Here is a 16,364-nt window from a genome sequence, read left to right as displayed (position 1 = left end):
GGTCTTGCAAAAATAGGGACTATCTGATAAAATATAAGGACATATGGGCAATGATACCGGAAAGAAAACAAGACGAATTTAGCCGGAGCGAACCCGTCGCCCCGATTTGAGGAGATTGAACGCGAATGGATAAAAATCAAAGAGAGGTCCGCCTGCGTCAGGAGGACGCAGACCTCAACCGCGGCCTGCTGTGGGTCGTGGGAGCGGTTCTGTTAGAGTGCCTGCTGATGGTGGTCAACCGCTGGTATATCAACTTTTACCCGGCGGAGATCGGCGTGGCCGAGGCCATTTTGAACGTGATGCGCGTTCTGCGCCTGGGCGGCGGCGTTGTGGGCATCCTGGCCCTGGTGTGGGCGGCCCTGTGCTTCCACAGGGGGAGCAAAGCCGGTTGGCCCGCAGTGGCAGGTCTGGTGCTGCTGGCCCTGGCCGTGTGTTCCCACGTCACCCTAAGCTATGAGAAGAACGGCGTGCGGATGCTGTTTATGCTGGTGCCCGCCTGGGCGGCCCTGGCCCTTGTGTACTATCTCTATCAGCCCGAGTGCTTCCTGGCCGTTACCGCCGGAGGCTTTGGGGCCGTTGGGCTGTGGTTTGTCCGGTTTGGCGGCATGACAGTGGACGTGGCCCTGTGCCTGGTGGGCGCGGTGCTGGTGGCCCTGGTCACCCTGGGGCTGAAGAAGAGCGATGGGGCGCTGATGCGCGCCGGGGGCGAAAAGGTCCAGTGGGCGCCTCAGGGCATCTCCTACGCCCTGGTGCTGGCCAGCTGCGTGCTGGGTGTTCTGGTGGTGGTTGCCGCCGCCGCCCTGGGCAGCAACGTGGCCTATTACCTGATGTTCGCCATGGTGGCCTGGCTGTTTGCCCTGGTGGTCTATTACACTGTGAAGATGATGTAATGGCCGGTAAATTGGAAAGCTGAATGCGTTGGAAGGCAATCTTGCCGATCGCGAAGTCGATCCGGTACAGGTTGCCTTCCTTTTGCGGCCTGTCCGGCCAAGACCGGGGGCGGTTCAAGGGAAAAGGAGGAAGAAAATTTGGAGCAAAACGTGAGAGAAAATAAAATGGGTATCATGCCGGTGAATCGGCTGCTGCTGAACATGGCTGTGCCCATGATCGTATCGATGCTGGTCCAGGCCCTTTATAACGTGGTGGACAGCGTGTTCGTGGCCAAGCTCAGCGAGGATGCCCTGAACGCCGTGTCCCTGGCATTTCCGGTGCAGAATCTGATGATCTCGGTGGGCGTGGGCACCGGCGTGGGCATCAACGCCCTGCTCTCCCGCAGTCTGGGCCAGAAGGAGCAGGACAAGGTGGACCGGACGGCCATGAACGGCCTTCTGCTGGCCGCCATCAGCTGTCTGGTGTTTATGCTCTTCGGACTGACCTGCGGGCGGCGGTTCTATGCCATCCAGACGGACATCCAGACGATCATAAGCTATGGCGGGGACTATCTCACCATCTGCTGCGGCATGTGCTTTGGCGTGTTTGCCCAGATCACCCTGGAGCGTATCCTCCAGGCCACCGGGCGGACTTTTTACACCATGATCACCCAGGCCACCGGTGCCATCATCAACATCATCCTGGACCCCATCCTGATCTTTGGCCTGTTCGGCTTCCCCCGGATGGAGGTGGCGGGTGCAGCCCTGGCCACTGTCATCGGCCAGATCTGCGGCGCGCTGCTGGCCCTGATGTTTAACCTGCGGAAAAACACCGATGTCCACTTCCAGCTGAAAAACCTGCGGCCCAGCGCCCCCATCATCGGCGGTATCTACAGCGTGGGCGTGCCATCCATCGCCATGCAGTCCATCGGCTCGGTGATGGTGTTCGGCATGAATCAGATCCTCATCGCCTTCACCGCCACAGCAACGGCGGTGTTCGGTGTATATTTTAAGCTGCAGTCCTTCATCTTCATGCCCGTGTTCGGACTGAACAATGGCATGGTGCCCATCATCGCCTATAACTATGGGGCCCGGAAGCCGGAGCGCATCGTGAAGACCATCAAGCTCAGTGTGATGTATGCCGTGGGCATCATGCTGCTGGGGCTGCTGGCCTTCCAGCTGATCCCCGATGTATTTCTGAAGATGTTCATGGCGGAAGATTCAGGCAGCGACATGCTGACCATCGGTGTCCCCGCCCTGCGTATCATCTCCATCAGCTTCCTGCTGGCCGGGTTCAGCGTGGTCTGCTCCTCTGTGTTCCAGGCCCTGGGCCACGGGGTGCTCAGTCTGGCGGTATCCGTCATCCGTCAGCTGGTGGTGCTGCTGCCTGTGGCCTTTGTCCTCTCCAGAGTCCGGGGGCTGGACGCGGTGTGGTGGGCCTTTCCCATCGCGGAGCTGTTCGCTGTTACCCTCAGCGCCCTGTTCCTCCGTCGGGTGTTCCGCCGGGAGGTGGAGCCGCTGAAGAAGCTGACGGCGCTTTGAATACAAAAAATAGCGCTCTGAGCAGATCAGAGCGCTGTTTTTATGCCGTTATAGCATTACAGAAAGGCAATCACCGTGTACATCATCACAAAATGGGCGATGCTGCCCAGCAGGATGAACAGGTGGAAAATTTCGTGGCAGCCGAAGCGGGGGTTGTTCCGGCCAGGCCACTTGGCGGCATAGAGCACGCCGCCCGCGGTGTACAGAAGTCCCCCGGCCAGCAGCCAGGCAAAACCGGCGGCGGGCAGTGAGCGGTGCAGGGGGACGATGGCGAAGATGGCCAGCCAGCCCATGAACAGATAGATGGCGCTGGTGAGCCACCGGGGAATGGACAGCTTGGCGATGGTCAAAATCATGCCCAGCAGACCCACTGCCCACACAACCGCCAGCAGGATGGCTCCGCCGCTGTCTCTCAGGCCCAGCAGACACACGGGGGTATAGCTGCCGGCGATGAGCAGATAGATGGAGCAGTGGTCATACTTTCGCAGGGCGATGCGCCCGGCCACCGAGGTGTTCACGCAGTGATAGAGCATGCTGGCGGTGTACAGCCCCGTCATGGACAGGCCATAGATGAGAAAGACCCAGAAGTCCAGGGCGCTGCCCAAAGCGGCGGAGCGCAGCAGCAGGGCCACAGTGCCCACAGCGGAGAGGACGGCTCCAATGCCGTGGGTGATGGCCGACCAGGGCCGCAGCCCGTCATAGGGGTCCCGGACCTCCTTTTTGCGGCGGGGTCGGGAGGGGAGGGTGAAGTCTGGGAGGTTCTGAATGGAGGAAGAGGGGAGAGAAACGGCGTTGCTGCGCATAAAAAACGCTCCTTTCAACATGCCGGATATGATGTCAGCTTTTATTGTGACCATAGTATAACCGTTTCTCTGAGAAAAATCAATATTAAAAACAATGAAATCTAATATTTAATATTATATTAACAGATATAAAAAACAGCGCCCTGCATACCGGGCGCTGTTTTTTAAGTAATTAGCCCTGAGAAATGGCGCTCATGGGGCAGGTATCCGCGCAGGAACCGCAGTCCAGACAAGCGTCGGCGTTGATCACATAGTGATCGTCACCCTGAGAAATGGCACCCACGGGGCAGGCATCCGCGCAGGAACCGCAGCTGATGCAGGCATCGCTGATAACATAAGCCATTGGAAATACACCTCCCTAAGAATCTAAATGTATTCTACCATATCTCAAAGAAATTGCAATGGCAAAAATATTAAATTTTTGAAAAGAGGGCATGATGAAATCAGAGGTTACGACGAGGTGATGTTGTATGACGGACAGTCGTTTTACGTCCACGGCCCTGGGGGCCATCCGTTCGGCCCAGGAGAACGCGGCCAGGTTGGGCCACAGCTATGTGGGCAGCGAGCATCTGCTGCTGGGGCTGGCCAGTCTGGAATACAGCCCGGCGGCCCAGGCCCTGCGCCGGGCGGGGGCGGACAGAAAGACCCTGCGGGCGGGAGTGGTCCGGCGGGTGGGGGTGGGCGTGCCAGCCCGGTGTCCCCGCCAGGGGCTGACGCCCCACTGCTGTCAGGCCATCCGGGGGGCGGCGGAGGAGAGCCGCCGCCTGGGCCAGCGGGCGGTGAGCGCCGAACATCTGCTGTTGGGTCTGTTGGGGGAGACGGACAGCGGGGCCTTTCGGGTGCTGGACAGCTGCGGCGTGGATATCCCCGCCCTATACCGCCGGGTGACGGCGGCTTTAGGAGGCGAGGAGACCGCCCCAAGATTCCGCCCCCGGGAGCCGGAGACCCGCCCGGGGGGTGATACCCGGCAGCTGGACCAGTGCTCCCGGGACCTGACGGCTATGGCCGCCCAGGGACAGCTGGACCCGGTGATCGGCCGGGAGGCGGAGCTGGAGCGGGTCATTCAGATATTGTCCCGGCGGAGCAAGAACAACCCGGTGCTGCTGGGAGAGCCGGGGGTGGGTAAGACCGCCGTGGCGGAGGGGCTGGCCCTGGCCATCGCCGACGGGACGGTGCCCGCCCATCTGCTGGGGCGGCGGGTGTGCGCATTGGACCTGGCGGCCATGGTGGCGGGGACCAAATACCGGGGGGAGTTTGAGGAAAAGCTCCGCCATGTGTTGGCGGAGGTGCGCCGGGCGGGGAACATCATCCTGTTCATCGACGAGCTGCACACCATCGTGGGGGCGGGCAGCGCCGAGGGGGCCATCGACGCGGCCAACATCCTAAAGCCCGCCCTGGCCCGGGGGGAGCTGCGGGTCATCGGGGCCACCACCCTGGACGAGTACCGGCGGCACGTGGAAAAGGACGCGGCCCTGGAGCGGCGCTTTCAGCCCGTCACCGTGGCCGAGCCGGACCGGGACGGAGCCCTGGCCATCTTGCGCGGGCTGCGCAGCCGGTATGAGAGCTATCACCATCTCACCGTCACCGACGGGGCGCTGTCGGCGGCGGTGGACCTGTCTATCCGCTATCTGCCGGGGCGCTTTTTGCCGGACAAGGCCATTGACCTGCTGGACGAGGGCTGCGCCCGGGCGCGGCTTTCGGGGCGGACCCTGCCCCCGGAGCTAAAGAACCTGGAGGAGCGGGCGGCCCAGGCGGGACGGCAGATGGCCCTGGCCATTCGGGAGCAGAACTTTGAAAAGGCGGCCATGCTGCGGGACGCGGAGGGGGATTTTCGCCGAGCGCTGGAGGAGGGCCGCCGCCGCTTTCTGGCGGGCCAGCAGGCCAGGAAAGTGGGGGAGGGGGACATCCGGGCGGTGCTGGAGCAGTGGACGGGGGTGCCCGTGTCCGCCCCGGACCAGGCGGATAAAAAGGCCCTGGCCGGGCTGGAGGACAGCCTGCGCCGTACCTTGATCGGCCAGGATCGGGCGGTGGAGACGGTGGCCCGGGCCATCCGCCGCAGCCGCCTGGGGCTGGGGGACCCCCGCCGTCCGGTGGGGTGTTTTCTGCTGCTGGGGCCCAGCGGTGTGGGCAAGACCCAGCTGTGCCGCAGTCTGGCATCGGCCCTGTTTGGCCGGGAGGAGGCCCTGCTGCGCTTTGACATGTCTGAATATCGGGAGGCCCACACCGTCTCCCGCCTGGTGGGTTCGCCCCCGGGCTATGTGGGCCACGAGGAGGGGGGGCAGCTCACCGAACGGGTGCGCCGAAACCCCTGGTCGGTGGTGCTGCTGGACGAGCTGGAGAAGGCCCACCACGACGTGTGGTCCGTCCTCCTCCAAGTGATGGAGGAGGGGGTGCTCACCGATGGAATGGGCCGCCGCACCGACTTTCGCAACACCGTTTTGGTGATGACCAGCAACCTGGGGGCCCGGCGGTTTGAGCAGGGCCAGCGGCTGGGCTTTGCCAGCGGCCCGTTGGCGAAGCGGGAGCAGCTGGAGCGGGAGGTCATCGCCGATGCCCGGCGGACCTTTGCCCCGGAATTTTTCAATCGCCTGGATGCCGCCTTGGTCTTTCCGCCCCTGGAGCAGGGCGAGCTTTGCCGTATCGCCCGCCGCCTGCTGGACGAGACGGGAGCACGCCTGGCCGCCCACGGGGTAAAGCTGGATGTGGCCGAGGAAGCCCTGTCCCTCCTGGCCCGGGAGGGCAGCAGCCGGGAGTATGGGGCCCGCCCCCTCCGCCGGGCGGTGGCCCGCCTGGTGGAGGACCCCGCCGCCGACCTGCTGTTGTCCGGCCGGATGAAGAAGGGGGACACCCTCCACGTCGTCGCCCGGGAGGGCACCGTGGAGGTGAGCCTGACGTAGGGCCGGGGGGCGGAAGAAAACCGAAAAAGAGCCCGCGGCCCGCGCCGCCTGGTTGGGACGGCACGGACCGCGGGTGGAAGAGGGAAGAAAGGACACTGGGGGGGTTACCCCAGTCTGACAATGTGGTCGATGGGCAGGGCACAGAGAATGGTCTGGGCCTCCTGCCGCAGGCCGTGGGCGGTGTTCACCGCGTCCATAATGGGGCCGCGCTTGTCCCGGGGGACCACAATGGCCACCACCTCACGCTCGGGGGTCAGATTCAGACCATAGGCCTGTTCTAAGTCCTCTGACCCGGACAGGCGGCCCTTGATGACCGTGCCGCCCCGGGCCCCGTGGGCCTTGGCAGTGGCCATCACGGCATCGGTGTGTCCCCGGCGGCAGACCGCCAGGATCAGGGTGTTTTCCGTGGTGGGTTCCATAGTGGTTCCTCCGTTTCCGTGTTTCCATTCCTCCGCCTTAAAGTCGATGAGGGCGGCGGACATTCCGTTCAGGGCGCTCAGAGGCAGGGAGAATACGATGCCCGAGGTGTCCACCCCGCCCCGCAGGTCGTTGTCCAGATCGTGGAGCAGGGCGGCGGCGGGGGCCTGAGAGGCGAAAGAGAGCACCACGTCCTTTTCTGTGGAGCCCAGACCCAGAATGTCCATGATCTCTGAGGTGGCGGTGCCGCGCCCGGCACACTGCAGGTGGAGAAAAAGCTGATATTTGCCATAGAGCCGCTGCATGGCCACCCCGTGGCCCCGCTCTACGATGGAGACGAGGAGCTTCATCTGGTCCATATCTGTCCTCCCCCTTTAATCGAAGTAGACCACGGCATCCTCCACCCGGTCCACACGATAGCGCAGACGGCGGCGGGCCAGGGCGTGCTGGATCTGACTGTACAGGCCCATGGTCTGGATGGTCACCAGGGGCGTCATGGCCACCATGGCCACGATGCCAAAGGCGTCGGTCATCATGTTGCCCCCCAGGGCGGAACAGGCCCCCATGGCGAAGGGCAGCAGGAAGGTGGCTGTCATGGGGCCGCTGGCCACGCCGCCGGAGTCGAAGGCGATGCCGGTGAAGATGGCGGGCACGAAGAAAGAAAGCCCCAGGGAGACGGCATAGCCGGGTACCAGCAGCCACAGGATGTTCAGCCCGGTGAGCACCCGCACCATGGCAAGGCCCACAGACAGGCACACGCCGATGGACAGGGCCCGGCCCATGGCCTTTTGGGAGATGGAGCCGTTGGAGACCTCCTCCACCTGCTTGGTGAGCACGGCCACGGCTGGCTCGGCCTTGACGATGTAAAAGCCGATGAGCATGCCGATGGGGATCAGCAGCCAGGAGGTGCTCTCCTGGGCGACTGTGGCCCCCAGCAGGGAACCGGCTGGCATAAAGCCCACGTTCACGCCGCACAGGAACAGCACCAGACCGAGATAAGTATACAGCAGGCCCGCGCCGATACGCAGCAGCTGGTTGGAGTGAAAGTGCCGGGTGACGGCCTGGAACAGGACGAACACCCCGGCGATGGGGGCCAGGGCGGCGGCCACCTCTTTGAAATAGCCGGGGAAGGCATCCCGGAAGCACCGGGCGGCATCCGCCGTGGTGGCAAGCTCGGGCAGCTGGGTCATGGAGTAGCCCGCCGACTCAGGGCGATAGCAGATGCCCAGCAGCAGCACCGCCAGAATGGGGCCGATGGAGCACAGGGAGATGAGGCCGAAGCTGTCGCTGGCGGAGTTGGCATCGCTTCGGGTGGAGGCGATGCCCAGGCCCAGGGCCATGATAAAGGGCACGGTGATGGGCCCGGTGGTCACGCCGCCGGAATCGAAGGACACGGGGATAAAGTCCCCCGGAGCCAGGGCGGCCAGCAAAAAGACTACGCAGTAGAACATCAGCAGCAGCCGCCGCAGGGGGATGGCCAGGCGGATGCGCAGGGCGGCCACCACCAGGAAGAAGCCAACGCCCACCGCCACGGTGAGGATGAGCACCAGATTGTCGATGGCGGGCACCTGCTCGGCCAGCACCTGGAGGTCAGGCTCGGCCACGGTGGAAAGCACGCCCAGGAGGAAATAGCCCACCACGGGCAGCAGAAAGAATTTGCTGCGGCTCATGGTCACGCCCACGACCTCGCCCATGGGGATCATGGACATGTCCACCCCCATGGTGAACAGCCCCATCCCGCCGACCAGCAGCACTGCGCCGAAGAGAAACAGCACCAAAACGGCGCTGTCCAGCGGAGCCACGGTGATAGACAGCAGCAGGACAATGGCGGTGATGGGCAGCACCGAGGCCATAGACTCCTGGATCTTTTCCATAAGCTGATGATTGAAATGCAAAGCGGACCTCCCCTTAAATAGTTCGATTCTTGTCATCTATTATACGGGAGAAAAAGCCGCCGGTCAAAGCGAAAGTTTGGGGAGTGTTAAGAGATCTCAGGTGGAAAAGTGGACAAAAAAGCGGGAAGAGACCGCACAAACAGCCTCTTCCCGCAAAATACCGGGGAGAAGTTCCACAAAACCAATAAAACCGGTGGAAAATCAAAGAGTTTGATTGACGCTTTCTTAACACCAGAGGGCGGGTTTTAACGCTTAGCCCTTCAGGTCATACTGCATGTCCACCCCGGCCTTGCGGCGGGCGCGATACTCAGCGGCGGCGGTGAACAGCACGTCGGAGGAGGAGTTCAGGGCGGTCTCGCAGGAGTCCTGGATCACGCCGATGATGAAGCCCACGCCCACCACCTGCATGGCGATGTCATTGGGGATGCCGAACAGGCTGCAGGCCAGGGGGATCAGCAGCAGGGAGCCGCCGGCCACGCCGGAAGCGCCGCAGGCGGACAGGGAGGACACCAGGCTGAGCAGGAAGGCGGTGGGGAAGTCCACAGGGATGCCCAGGGTGTTGGTGGCGGCCAGGGTGAGCACGGAGATGGTGATGGCGGCGCCGGCCATGTTGATGGTGGCGCCCAGGGGGATGGAGACGGAGTATTTGCTCTCATCCAGGTGCAGCTTCTCGCACAGGGCCATGTTCACAGGGATGTTGGCGGCGGAGCTGCGGGTGAAGAAGGCCATCACGCCGCTCTCACGCAGACAGTGCAGCACCAGGGGATAGGGATTTCTCCGCACGCACAGGAAGACGATGATAGGGTTGACGATGAGGGCGATGAAGAACATGCAGCCCACCAGTACCAGGATCAGATGGGCGTAGGAGGCGAAGGCCTTGAAGCCGGTGGCGGACACGGTGGTGTACACCAGGCCCATAATGCCGAAGGGGGCGCAGTTGATGACCCAGCGAATGGAGGTGGACAGGCATTCGGCCAGGTCAGACAGGACCTTTTTGGTGGGCTCGCTGGCGTGGCTCATGGCCAGGCCGAAGATGACGGCCCACAGCAGGATGCCGATGAAGTTGGCATTGGACAGGGAGGCAATGGGGTTGCTTACGGCGTTGTTCAGCAGGGAGGCCAGCACCTCGCCGATACCGCCGGGGGCAGCGGTGGCACCGTTGGCCTCAGGCAGCAGCAGGGTGGAGGGGAACAGGAAGCTGGCGACAACAGAGCTCAGGGCGGCCAGGAAGGTGCCCACCAGATAAAGTACGATGACGGAGCCCATGTTGGTGCTGCCGCCCTTCTGACGCTGAGCCAGGGCGTGGATCACGATGAAGAACACCAGCAGGGGGGCCAGGGCTTTCAAAGCGCCCACGAACAGGGTGCCTAAGATGCCGATGACGGTGAATTTCGGCAGGGCCACACCCAGGATGATACCCAGGAGCATGCCCGCCAGAATGCGTTTGATCAGACTGATGCGGGTCCATTTTCTTAGTAGTTCCATTTTTCATTGATCCTTTCTTTCTTCTTCTCTTCTCTTTTTGCCGGGATGCTGGGGAAACGCGCTGTTTCCTCAGGGGAGGACCGGGTCTGAACGCTTTGGCTCAGTATTTGACGCGGCCCTCCCCTGAACAAGCAGGGGCGCTGGAACGATTGCATTTTCACCTGAGTTCCGCTAAAATAAAAGGGAAACGCCCGGATCGCCGGGAAAAACTTTGAGTCTGCGAGGCAATACATATGAATCAAAAAGAGTTAAACGAGCTGCGGCGGCGGTTCCGGCTGGACCGGACGGGGTTCAACCGGGTATATGGCTGCTTTGTCAACGGAAATAAAGAGATCGTCTCTGACCTGGACGAGTCCTTCGGCTATATGCCCGAGGCGGAGGCGGAGCGCTATCTGGGGCTGCTGAAAAAGGTGCTGTCCGGGCGGCTGGGGAAAAACCTCATCGACATCGTCTTTTCCACCCAGCAGGTGATGGAGGGGGAGGAGCACAAGCTGCTCACTGCCCTGCGGGATTCGGAGCTGAAGGACCGGGAGACCCGCACCGCATTCTATCAGAAGGTCATCGACCAGCTGGACATGGAGGGCTGCAGCTATCTGCTGCTGATGAGCCACGAGCGGTATGACGTGCCCCACCGGGGCGGCGACGACGAGCTTCAGGCCGATGCCTCGGACCGGACCTTCTCCTACTTTGTCTGCGGCGTGTACCCGGTGAAGGAGGGCAAGACGGAGCTGGGCTACTTCCCCCAGGAGAACGAATTCCACAACCTGGCGGCGGGGCAGATCGTCTGTCCCCCGGAGCTGGGCTTCCTGTTCCCCGCCTTTGATGACCGGGCGGCCAACATCTATAACGCCCTGTACTACAGCCGCCGCCCGGATGAGCTGCACCAGGAATTCATCGACGGGGTGTTCCACACCGAGCCCCCCATGTCCGCCGGGGAACAGAAGGCGGCCTTTGAGACCGCCCTGTGCCAGGGGCTGGAGGACCAGTGCAGTATGGAGGTGCTCCAGGCCATCCACGAGCGCATCCACGACCAGCTGCAGGAGCACAAGGAGCGCAAGGACCCCGAGCCCCCCACCCTGACCCCTGCCGATGTGGGCATGATCCTGGCCGACCAGGGGGTGGAGCGGGAGCGTATCGCCGCCTTTCAGGAGAGGTGTGGGGAGGAGTTTGGGGAGAACGCCGTGCTCAACCCGGAGAACCTCATCGACCCCGGCAAGTTTCAGGTGAAAACCGAGCAGATCACCGTATCGGTGGACCCGGAGTTCAGCTATCTGGTGGAGACCTGCATGATCGATGGGAAGAAGTACATCATGATCCCCGTGGGCAAGGGGGTGGAGGTGAACGGTTTGGCCGTGAATGTCTCTGCTGCGCAGACAGAGGAGCTGTCCTGACGGACAAAAAAGGGGATAAAAAAGGGGCCGAAAGGCCCCCTTTTTAATTTTAGTTTCAGCGCCGTCCGCCCCGGTAGTTGCGGCGGCCACGGGACATGACCCGGGCTCCATAGCGGCGCTCCTTGCGGAAGACCAGCACCTTCAGCAGCACGGCGATGACAAGGATCAGGACGATGACGGCGATCACACGGACACCGAAGTTCTGGAAGAAGGCGGCCACCTGGGCTTTTTTATACAGCAGCTCAGACCGCTCCACCGACGTAACGGCCACCAGGTCCAGCGAGCCGTAGTCCGTCCCCTCATAGGACAGGGTCATGGTGCCCAGCACCTGGCCCTCCTCCACCGGAGCCTCCACCGTGTCCGAATTCAGGTGGATGGTGGTCTCGATCAGGCTGGGGTCCAGGTCCTTGGGCAGGGTGCGCACCACCTCGCCATCGGGCTTTACCATCACCTCGTCCGCCTGGCGGGACAGGGTGACGGCCACCTTGTCCACCGGGTCGCTGCCCTGGCTGATGGTGACCCGGCGGAAGTTGTCAAAGCCCCATTTCAGCAGCTTGGTGCTCTCGGTGAACTGGCCCTGGCGCTTGGCCCCGTTGGGGTCCACCACGCCGGAGCCCAGGATGACGGAGATGAGCAGGGTGTCCCCCGATTCCGCCGCTGCCACCAGACATTTTCCGGCCTCGTCGGTGGTGCCCGTCTTGCCGCCGATGCACTTGTTATAGACATAGCCGGAGTAGTGGAAGTTGGAGATCAGGGCGTTGGTGTTATAGAAGGTCTGCTCCCCCTGGTGGGCGGTGGCGGGCAGGACATAGGTGGCGGTGTGGATGATGGTGCGGAACAGCTCGTGCTTGAGGGCCTCGGTCATGTACAGGGAGATGTCATAGGCGGTGGTGTAGTGGTCCGGGTCGTGGAGGCCGTGGGGGTTGACAAAGTGGGTGCCCTTGCAGCCCAGCTCTGCTGCCCGGGTGTTCATGTGCTCCACAAAGGCCTCGATGGAGCCGTCCACCGCCACGGCCAGGATGTTGCCCGCCTCGTTGGCGGAGGGGAGGAGCAGGCAGTACAGCAGCTGCTCCACTGTGAGGACATCCCCCGGTTCCAGCTTGGCGGTGGAATAGTTGCCAGACATGTCCTGGAGGGTGGTGGGCCCGGCGGTGATCTGCTGGTCCTTCTTCAGTTTGCCGCTGTCCATGGCCTCCAGTACCAGCAGGGCGGTCATCACCTTGGTGATGGAGGCGGGATAGGCCTTTTCGTCCGCCTTTTTGGCATAGAGCACCTCGCCATAGTTGGCGTCCACCAGGATGGCGTTGGTACACTGCAGCTCCGGCTCCTCCAAGGCGGCGGCGGGCAGGGCCAGCAGATTCAGCATCAGGACCAAAGAGAGAAGCAGGGCGGGAATGCGATATTTTTTCATAGGAAAATCTCCGTAGTTATGTTATACTAAAGTGGACACGTGAATGGTCCCCAAACCGCCCCTTCGGCAGAGCTCCGCCGGAGAAATACAAAAGGGCCTGGGGAAACACGGGAAAATTGTCGATGATATGTCCCCATTATACCAAAGAACGGCACAGTCTGCAAGAGCGGGGGGAAGAAAAATGGCTGGGATATCCAGGTATGAAAAGGCGGCCCTGGGACTGACTGCGGCCTTTCTGCTGTTCACCGGGGGCTGGTTCTATGCCAGGCAGAGCGCCGCCCAGCCCTATACCGTCACGGTGAGCCAGTCCGCGCCGGAGGAAAGCCCGGCTCCCGCGGCTTCCGGCAGCGAAGAGGAACGGCCGGACAGTCTGCTGGAGGGGGAGGTCATCGACATCAACTCCGCCCCGGCGGAGGACCTGGAGCGCCTGCCCGGCATCGGGGAGAAGCGGGCTCAGGCCATCGTGGCCTGGCGGGAGGAGCACGGCCCCTTCCGGTCGGTGGACGAGCTTGTTCAGGTCTCCGGCATCGGGGAAAAGCTGCTGGCCGGCCTGCGGGACTATGCCGCAGCAGAGCCGGTGAGCTAAAGTCCCGCACCGTTGAAACAAGAGGAGGATAACATGGCCAAAATATTAGTGGTGGATGACGAGGCGGTGCTGGTGAAGGGCATCCGCTTTAACCTGCAGCAGGAGGGCTATCAGGTGGAGACGGGCTCCGACGGGGAGCAGGCGGTGGAGCTGGCCCGGGAGGGCAGCTTTGACCTCGTTATCCTGGACCTGATGATGCCCAAGATCGATGGGCTGCAGGCCTGTATGCGCATCCGGGAGTTTTCTGACGTGCCCATCATCATGCTCACCGCCAAGGGGGAGGATTCGGACAAGCTGATGGGCTTTGCCTGCGGAGCGGACGACTATGTGACCAAGCCCTTCAACATTCTGGAGCTGAAGGCCCGGGTGCGGGCCCTGCTCCGCCGTACCGCCGCCGCCGCTGTCAAGCAGCAGGAGACGGGGGAGCTGACCGTGGGCCACATCCATCTGGACCCGGCGGAGCGCTCGGCCTGGAAGGACGGGGCCCCAGTGGAGCTGACGGCCAAGGAGTTCGACCTGATGGAGCTGCTCATGCGCAACCCGGGCCGGGTGTACAGCCGGGAGAACCTGCTGAACGTGGTGTGGGGCTATGAGTATGTGGGGGACTACCGCACAGTGGACGTGCACATCCGCCGCCTGCGGGAAAAGCTGGAGCTGGACCCCGCCAACCCCGAGTACATCCGCACCAAATGGGGCGTGGGCTATTATCTGAGCAGCCAGAAGAGCAGCTGAAAGCCCTCTCCGCCCAGTGTGCGCACTGGGCACCTCCCCCAAAGGGGGAGGCAAGGGGGCGGATTGCCACGTCGGCCCGCTGGGCCTCCCTATCCCTTTTGTCCCTTCGGGACATTTCCCCTTGACAAGGGGAATTGGCCTCGCAATGACAGGGCTGGAAACTTGGCTCCCCCTCTGGGGGAGCTGGCACGGCGTTAGCCGTGACTGAGAGGGCGGCATCCGCCGACAGAAAATGCGCAGAAAGAAGGGACCACCCATAGACAGCGAAAAGAAGAAAAAAAACCGGGAGGGGGTGCCCTTTTTTGCCTCTCTCCAGGTAAAATACGCCCTGAGCTATCTGGTGGTCATCACCCTGGTGCTGGCCCTGCTGAACACCTATCCGGTGCTGGCCTCTCAGGACCTGCTGTTCACCTCCAAACGGGACTCATTGAAAAGCCAGAGCGCGGTGATCGCCTCGGCCCTGATGGAGCTGGAGACGCTGACCTCTGACCAGGTAGTCCGGGTGATGAACCTGCTGGACGACATGGGATTGAGCCGCATTCTGGTCACCGACCCGGCGGGCCTTGTGCTGTATGACAGCGCCACCGATAAATGGAACAGCAGCGGGAAGGAGGAGCCGGAGGAGCCGCAGTACCGCTATGCCCTGTATCAGGAGGTGGCGGCGGCCCTGGAGGGAAAGGACGTGTTCTATTCCCACTATGCCGATGGGGTGTTCACCTCCACCGCCGCCGTGCCCATCGTCAGCCGGGGCATGACCACCGGGGCGGTGTATGTGCTGGAGACGGACCGGGAACAGGGGAATCTGCTGCAAAGTCTCCAGCAGAACCTGGCTAACATCTCGGCAGTCATTGTGGCCTCCGCCCTGGTGGTCAGCCTGTTTTTCTCAAAAATGCTCACCGCCCGCATCGCCGCCCTGCTCCACGCCTTTCGTGTGGTGGGGGAGGGGGAGTATGGCCACCGGCTCCAGCCCGCCGGGCGGGACGAGATGGCCCAGCTGGCCCAGGAGTTCAACCGCCTGACCGACCGACTCCAGACCACGGAGGAGGTCCGCCGCCGCTTTGTCTCTGATGCCAGCCACGAATTAAAAACTCCCTTGGCATCCATCCGCCTGCTGACCGACTCCATTTTGCAGAACCAGCAGATGGACCAGGAGACCCTCCGCGACTTTGTGAAGGACATCGGGGACGAGGCCGAGCGGCTCACCCGCATCACAGAGCATCTGCTGGCCCTCACCCGCCTGGACAGCCTGCCTGCGGGCAAGACGGACCGGGTGGACACCGGGGCGGTGCTGGAGCGGGCGGTGAATATGCTGCTGCCTGTGGCCGATGCGGCGGGAGTGACCATCCGCACCAGCGTCAAGCCCGAGTGCAATATCCGCTGCACCCAGGACGACCTGTATCAAATCTGTTATAATTTAGTGGAAAATGCCGTAAAGTATAATTATCCCCAGGGATCTGTCTCCGCCAGCGTCACCCGAGACGGGGAACAGGTGCTCATCGAGGTGTCTGACACGGGCATCGGCATCCCGGAGGAGGACCTGCCCAAGGTGTTCAACCGGTTCTACCGGGTGGACAAGGCCCGCTCCCGGGCCGCCGGGGGCACGGGATTGGGCCTGTCCATCGTGCGGGACACGGTGCGCCGCCACGGGGGCTGGGTCACCGCCCGGGCCCGACCCGGCGGGGGCAGCCTGTTCACCGTGGGCTTCCCCCTGGACCGGGGGGAGCTGGAAGCGCCGGAAGGGGAAGCGGAGAAGGGAGTCCAGCCATGAGAAAACTGCTCGCCCTGGTGCTGGCCTTGGCCCTGCTGCTGCCCTGCGCCGCCTGCGGCAGGGCGGAGGAGCCGGAGGGTTTGCAGCTCTATTTTGTCACCCAGACCCGGGAGCACGGCCAGGTGCTGGAGAGCCAGCCCTATGCCGGACCGGACCAGCCGGGGCCGGAGGAGCTGCTGCGGGCCCTGCTGGCCGGGCCGGACCGGGAGGGCCTGGTCTCCCCCTTCCCGAAGAGCACCGAGTTAGAGGGCTGGGCCTGGGATACGGAGGACTCTGGCTGTCTGTGGGTGTGGTTTACCGAACCCTACAGCACGTTGACCGGCCTGTCCCTCACCCTGGCCGATTACTGTGTGGTGCTCACCCTCAGCCAGCTGCCGGGGGTGGAGTCGGTGGAGCTCTTCTGCAGCGGCCACACCGATGACTACCGCAGCCACCAGCGCCTGACGGCGGAGGAAGTGATGCCCCAGCCATGATCGGAGCAAAAAGAGAGCCGATGAAGAGGAAAATGACAGCTCTTTTCTTGACAAAGTCCCCGGGAGACGGTACTCTTATGGATGATTGTGTCTTT

The 16,364-nt window shown here is 62.8% G+C and carries 14 protein-coding genes; 8 read left to right on the top strand and 6 right to left on the bottom strand.

Annotated elements, in window-relative coordinates:
• Positions 1-125: 125 nt before the first annotated feature.
• Together H8S55_RS01225 and H8S55_RS01220 are read left to right on the top strand one after the other, a co-directional pair.
• Positions 126-890 (top strand): hypothetical protein, encoded by a 765-nt coding sequence (locus H8S55_RS01225; RefSeq protein ID WP_186877466.1) that lies wholly within the window; start codon positions 126-128, stop codon positions 888-890.
• A 138-nt stretch (positions 891-1,028) separates the two neighbouring features.
• A complete protein-coding gene (locus tag H8S55_RS01220; RefSeq protein ID WP_436233132.1) occupies positions 1,029-2,411 on the top strand; it encodes an MATE family efflux transporter in 1,383 nt (460 codons plus the stop codon).
• 56 nt (positions 2,412-2,467) lie between these two features.
• On the opposite strand, the gene trhA is transcribed toward H8S55_RS01220, so the two are convergent.
• A complete protein-coding gene (gene trhA, locus H8S55_RS01215; RefSeq protein WP_186877465.1) occupies positions 2,468-3,214 on the bottom strand; it encodes a PAQR family membrane homeostasis protein TrhA in 747 nt (248 codons plus the stop codon).
• A 172-nt stretch (positions 3,215-3,386) separates the two neighbouring features.
• Positions 3,387-3,557, bottom strand: coding sequence for a 4Fe-4S ferredoxin (gene fdxA, locus H8S55_RS01210; RefSeq protein ID WP_147560587.1), 171 nt, complete (start codon positions 3,555-3,557; stop codon positions 3,387-3,389).
• A 127-nt stretch (positions 3,558-3,684) separates the two neighbouring features.
• Here fdxA and H8S55_RS01205 point away from each other — a divergent pair, with 127 nt between their 5' ends.
• Positions 3,685-6,111, top strand: a complete 2,427-nt coding sequence (locus tag H8S55_RS01205; RefSeq protein WP_186877464.1) for an ATP-dependent Clp protease ATP-binding subunit — start codon at positions 3,685-3,687, stop codon at positions 6,109-6,111.
• Positions 6,112-6,215: 104 nt separating this feature from the next.
• Here H8S55_RS01205 and H8S55_RS01200 read toward each other — a convergent pair whose 3' ends face one another.
• From H8S55_RS01200 to sstT, 3 genes are all read right to left on the bottom strand, one after another.
• Entirely contained in the window at positions 6,216-6,887 is a 672-nt protein-coding gene (locus tag H8S55_RS01200; protein ID WP_186877463.1) for a hypothetical protein, read from the bottom strand.
• Positions 6,888-6,902: 15 nt separating this feature from the next.
• Positions 6,903-8,423, bottom strand: coding sequence for a DUF1538 domain-containing protein (locus H8S55_RS01195; protein ID WP_243200414.1), 1,521 nt, complete (start codon positions 8,421-8,423; stop codon positions 6,903-6,905).
• Positions 8,424-8,675: 252 nt separating this feature from the next.
• Positions 8,676-9,908: a serine/threonine transporter SstT gene (sstT, locus tag H8S55_RS01190; protein ID WP_186877461.1), complete on the bottom strand. Its 1,233-nt coding sequence runs from the start codon at positions 9,906-9,908 to the stop codon at positions 8,676-8,678.
• A gap of 233 nt (positions 9,909-10,141) precedes the next feature.
• On the opposite strand from sstT, the gene H8S55_RS01185 reads away from it, so the two are divergent.
• Entirely contained in the window at positions 10,142-11,299 is a 1,158-nt protein-coding gene (locus tag H8S55_RS01185; RefSeq protein WP_186877460.1) for a DUF4317 domain-containing protein, read from the top strand.
• Between the two features lie 55 nt (positions 11,300-11,354).
• On the opposite strand, the gene H8S55_RS01180 is transcribed toward H8S55_RS01185, so the two are convergent.
• The gene (locus H8S55_RS01180) at positions 11,355-12,710 is read right to left on the bottom strand and encodes a D-alanyl-D-alanine carboxypeptidase family protein (RefSeq protein WP_186877459.1); all 1,356 of its coding nucleotides are present in this window, start codon (positions 12,708-12,710) and stop codon (positions 11,355-11,357) included.
• A gap of 181 nt (positions 12,711-12,891) precedes the next feature.
• Between H8S55_RS01180 and H8S55_RS01175 the strand changes: the two genes are divergently transcribed.
• The 4 genes from H8S55_RS01175 to H8S55_RS01160 all read left to right on the top strand — a co-directional run bounded on the left by H8S55_RS01175 (position 12,892) and on the right by H8S55_RS01160 (position 16,269).
• Entirely contained in the window at positions 12,892-13,296 is a 405-nt protein-coding gene (locus H8S55_RS01175) for a ComEA family DNA-binding protein (RefSeq protein WP_238043266.1), read from the top strand.
• A gap of 33 nt (positions 13,297-13,329) precedes the next feature.
• Positions 13,330-14,028 (top strand): response regulator transcription factor, encoded by a 699-nt coding sequence (locus tag H8S55_RS01170; RefSeq protein ID WP_186877457.1) that lies wholly within the window; start codon positions 13,330-13,332, stop codon positions 14,026-14,028.
• Between the two features lie 292 nt (positions 14,029-14,320).
• Positions 14,321-15,796: a sensor histidine kinase gene (locus H8S55_RS01165; RefSeq protein WP_366467111.1), complete on the top strand. Its 1,476-nt coding sequence runs from the start codon at positions 14,321-14,323 to the stop codon at positions 15,794-15,796.
• The gene (locus H8S55_RS01160; protein ID WP_186877455.1) at positions 15,793-16,269 is read left to right on the top strand and encodes a GerMN domain-containing protein; all 477 of its coding nucleotides are present in this window, start codon (positions 15,793-15,795) and stop codon (positions 16,267-16,269) included. Before H8S55_RS01165 ends, H8S55_RS01160 begins: the two co-directional genes overlap by 4 nt.
• Positions 16,270-16,364 lie beyond the last annotated feature (95 nt).

Origin of the sequence: Flintibacter faecis (assembly GCF_014287875.1) — a bacterium.
Classification (GTDB): domain Bacteria; phylum Bacillota; class Clostridia; order Oscillospirales; family Oscillospiraceae; genus Lawsonibacter; species Lawsonibacter faecis_A.
Note: the sequence above shows the minus strand (reverse complement) of the source record. Positions and strands in the feature narration are given on the sequence as shown.

Excerpts from the sequence above, each read along its gene's own strand:
- H8S55_RS01225 (WP_186877466.1), top strand. The coding sequence starts at position 126 with ATGGATAAAAATCAAAGAGAGGTCCGCCTGCGTCAGGAGGACGCAGAC.
- trhA (WP_186877465.1), bottom strand. The coding sequence starts at position 3,214 with ATGCGCAGCAACGCCGTTTCTCTCCCCTCTTCCTCCATTCAGAACCTC.
- fdxA (WP_147560587.1), bottom strand. The coding sequence starts at position 3,557 with ATGGCTTATGTTATCAGCGATGCCTGCATCAGCTGCGGTTCCTGCGCG.
- H8S55_RS01205 (WP_186877464.1), top strand. The coding sequence starts at position 3,685 with ATGACGGACAGTCGTTTTACGTCCACGGCCCTGGGGGCCATCCGTTCG.
- H8S55_RS01200 (WP_186877463.1), bottom strand. The coding sequence starts at position 6,887 with ATGGACCAGATGAAGCTCCTCGTCTCCATCGTAGAGCGGGGCCACGGG.
- sstT (WP_186877461.1), bottom strand. The coding sequence starts at position 9,908 with ATGGAACTACTAAGAAAATGGACCCGCATCAGTCTGATCAAACGCATT.
- H8S55_RS01185 (WP_186877460.1), top strand. The coding sequence starts at position 10,142 with ATGAATCAAAAAGAGTTAAACGAGCTGCGGCGGCGGTTCCGGCTGGAC.
- H8S55_RS01180 (WP_186877459.1), bottom strand. The coding sequence starts at position 12,710 with ATGAAAAAATATCGCATTCCCGCCCTGCTTCTCTCTTTGGTCCTGATG.
- H8S55_RS01175 (WP_238043266.1), top strand. The coding sequence starts at position 12,892 with ATGGCTGGGATATCCAGGTATGAAAAGGCGGCCCTGGGACTGACTGCG.
- H8S55_RS01170 (WP_186877457.1), top strand. The coding sequence starts at position 13,330 with ATGGCCAAAATATTAGTGGTGGATGACGAGGCGGTGCTGGTGAAGGGC.
- H8S55_RS01160 (WP_186877455.1), top strand. The coding sequence starts at position 15,793 with ATGAGAAAACTGCTCGCCCTGGTGCTGGCCTTGGCCCTGCTGCTGCCC.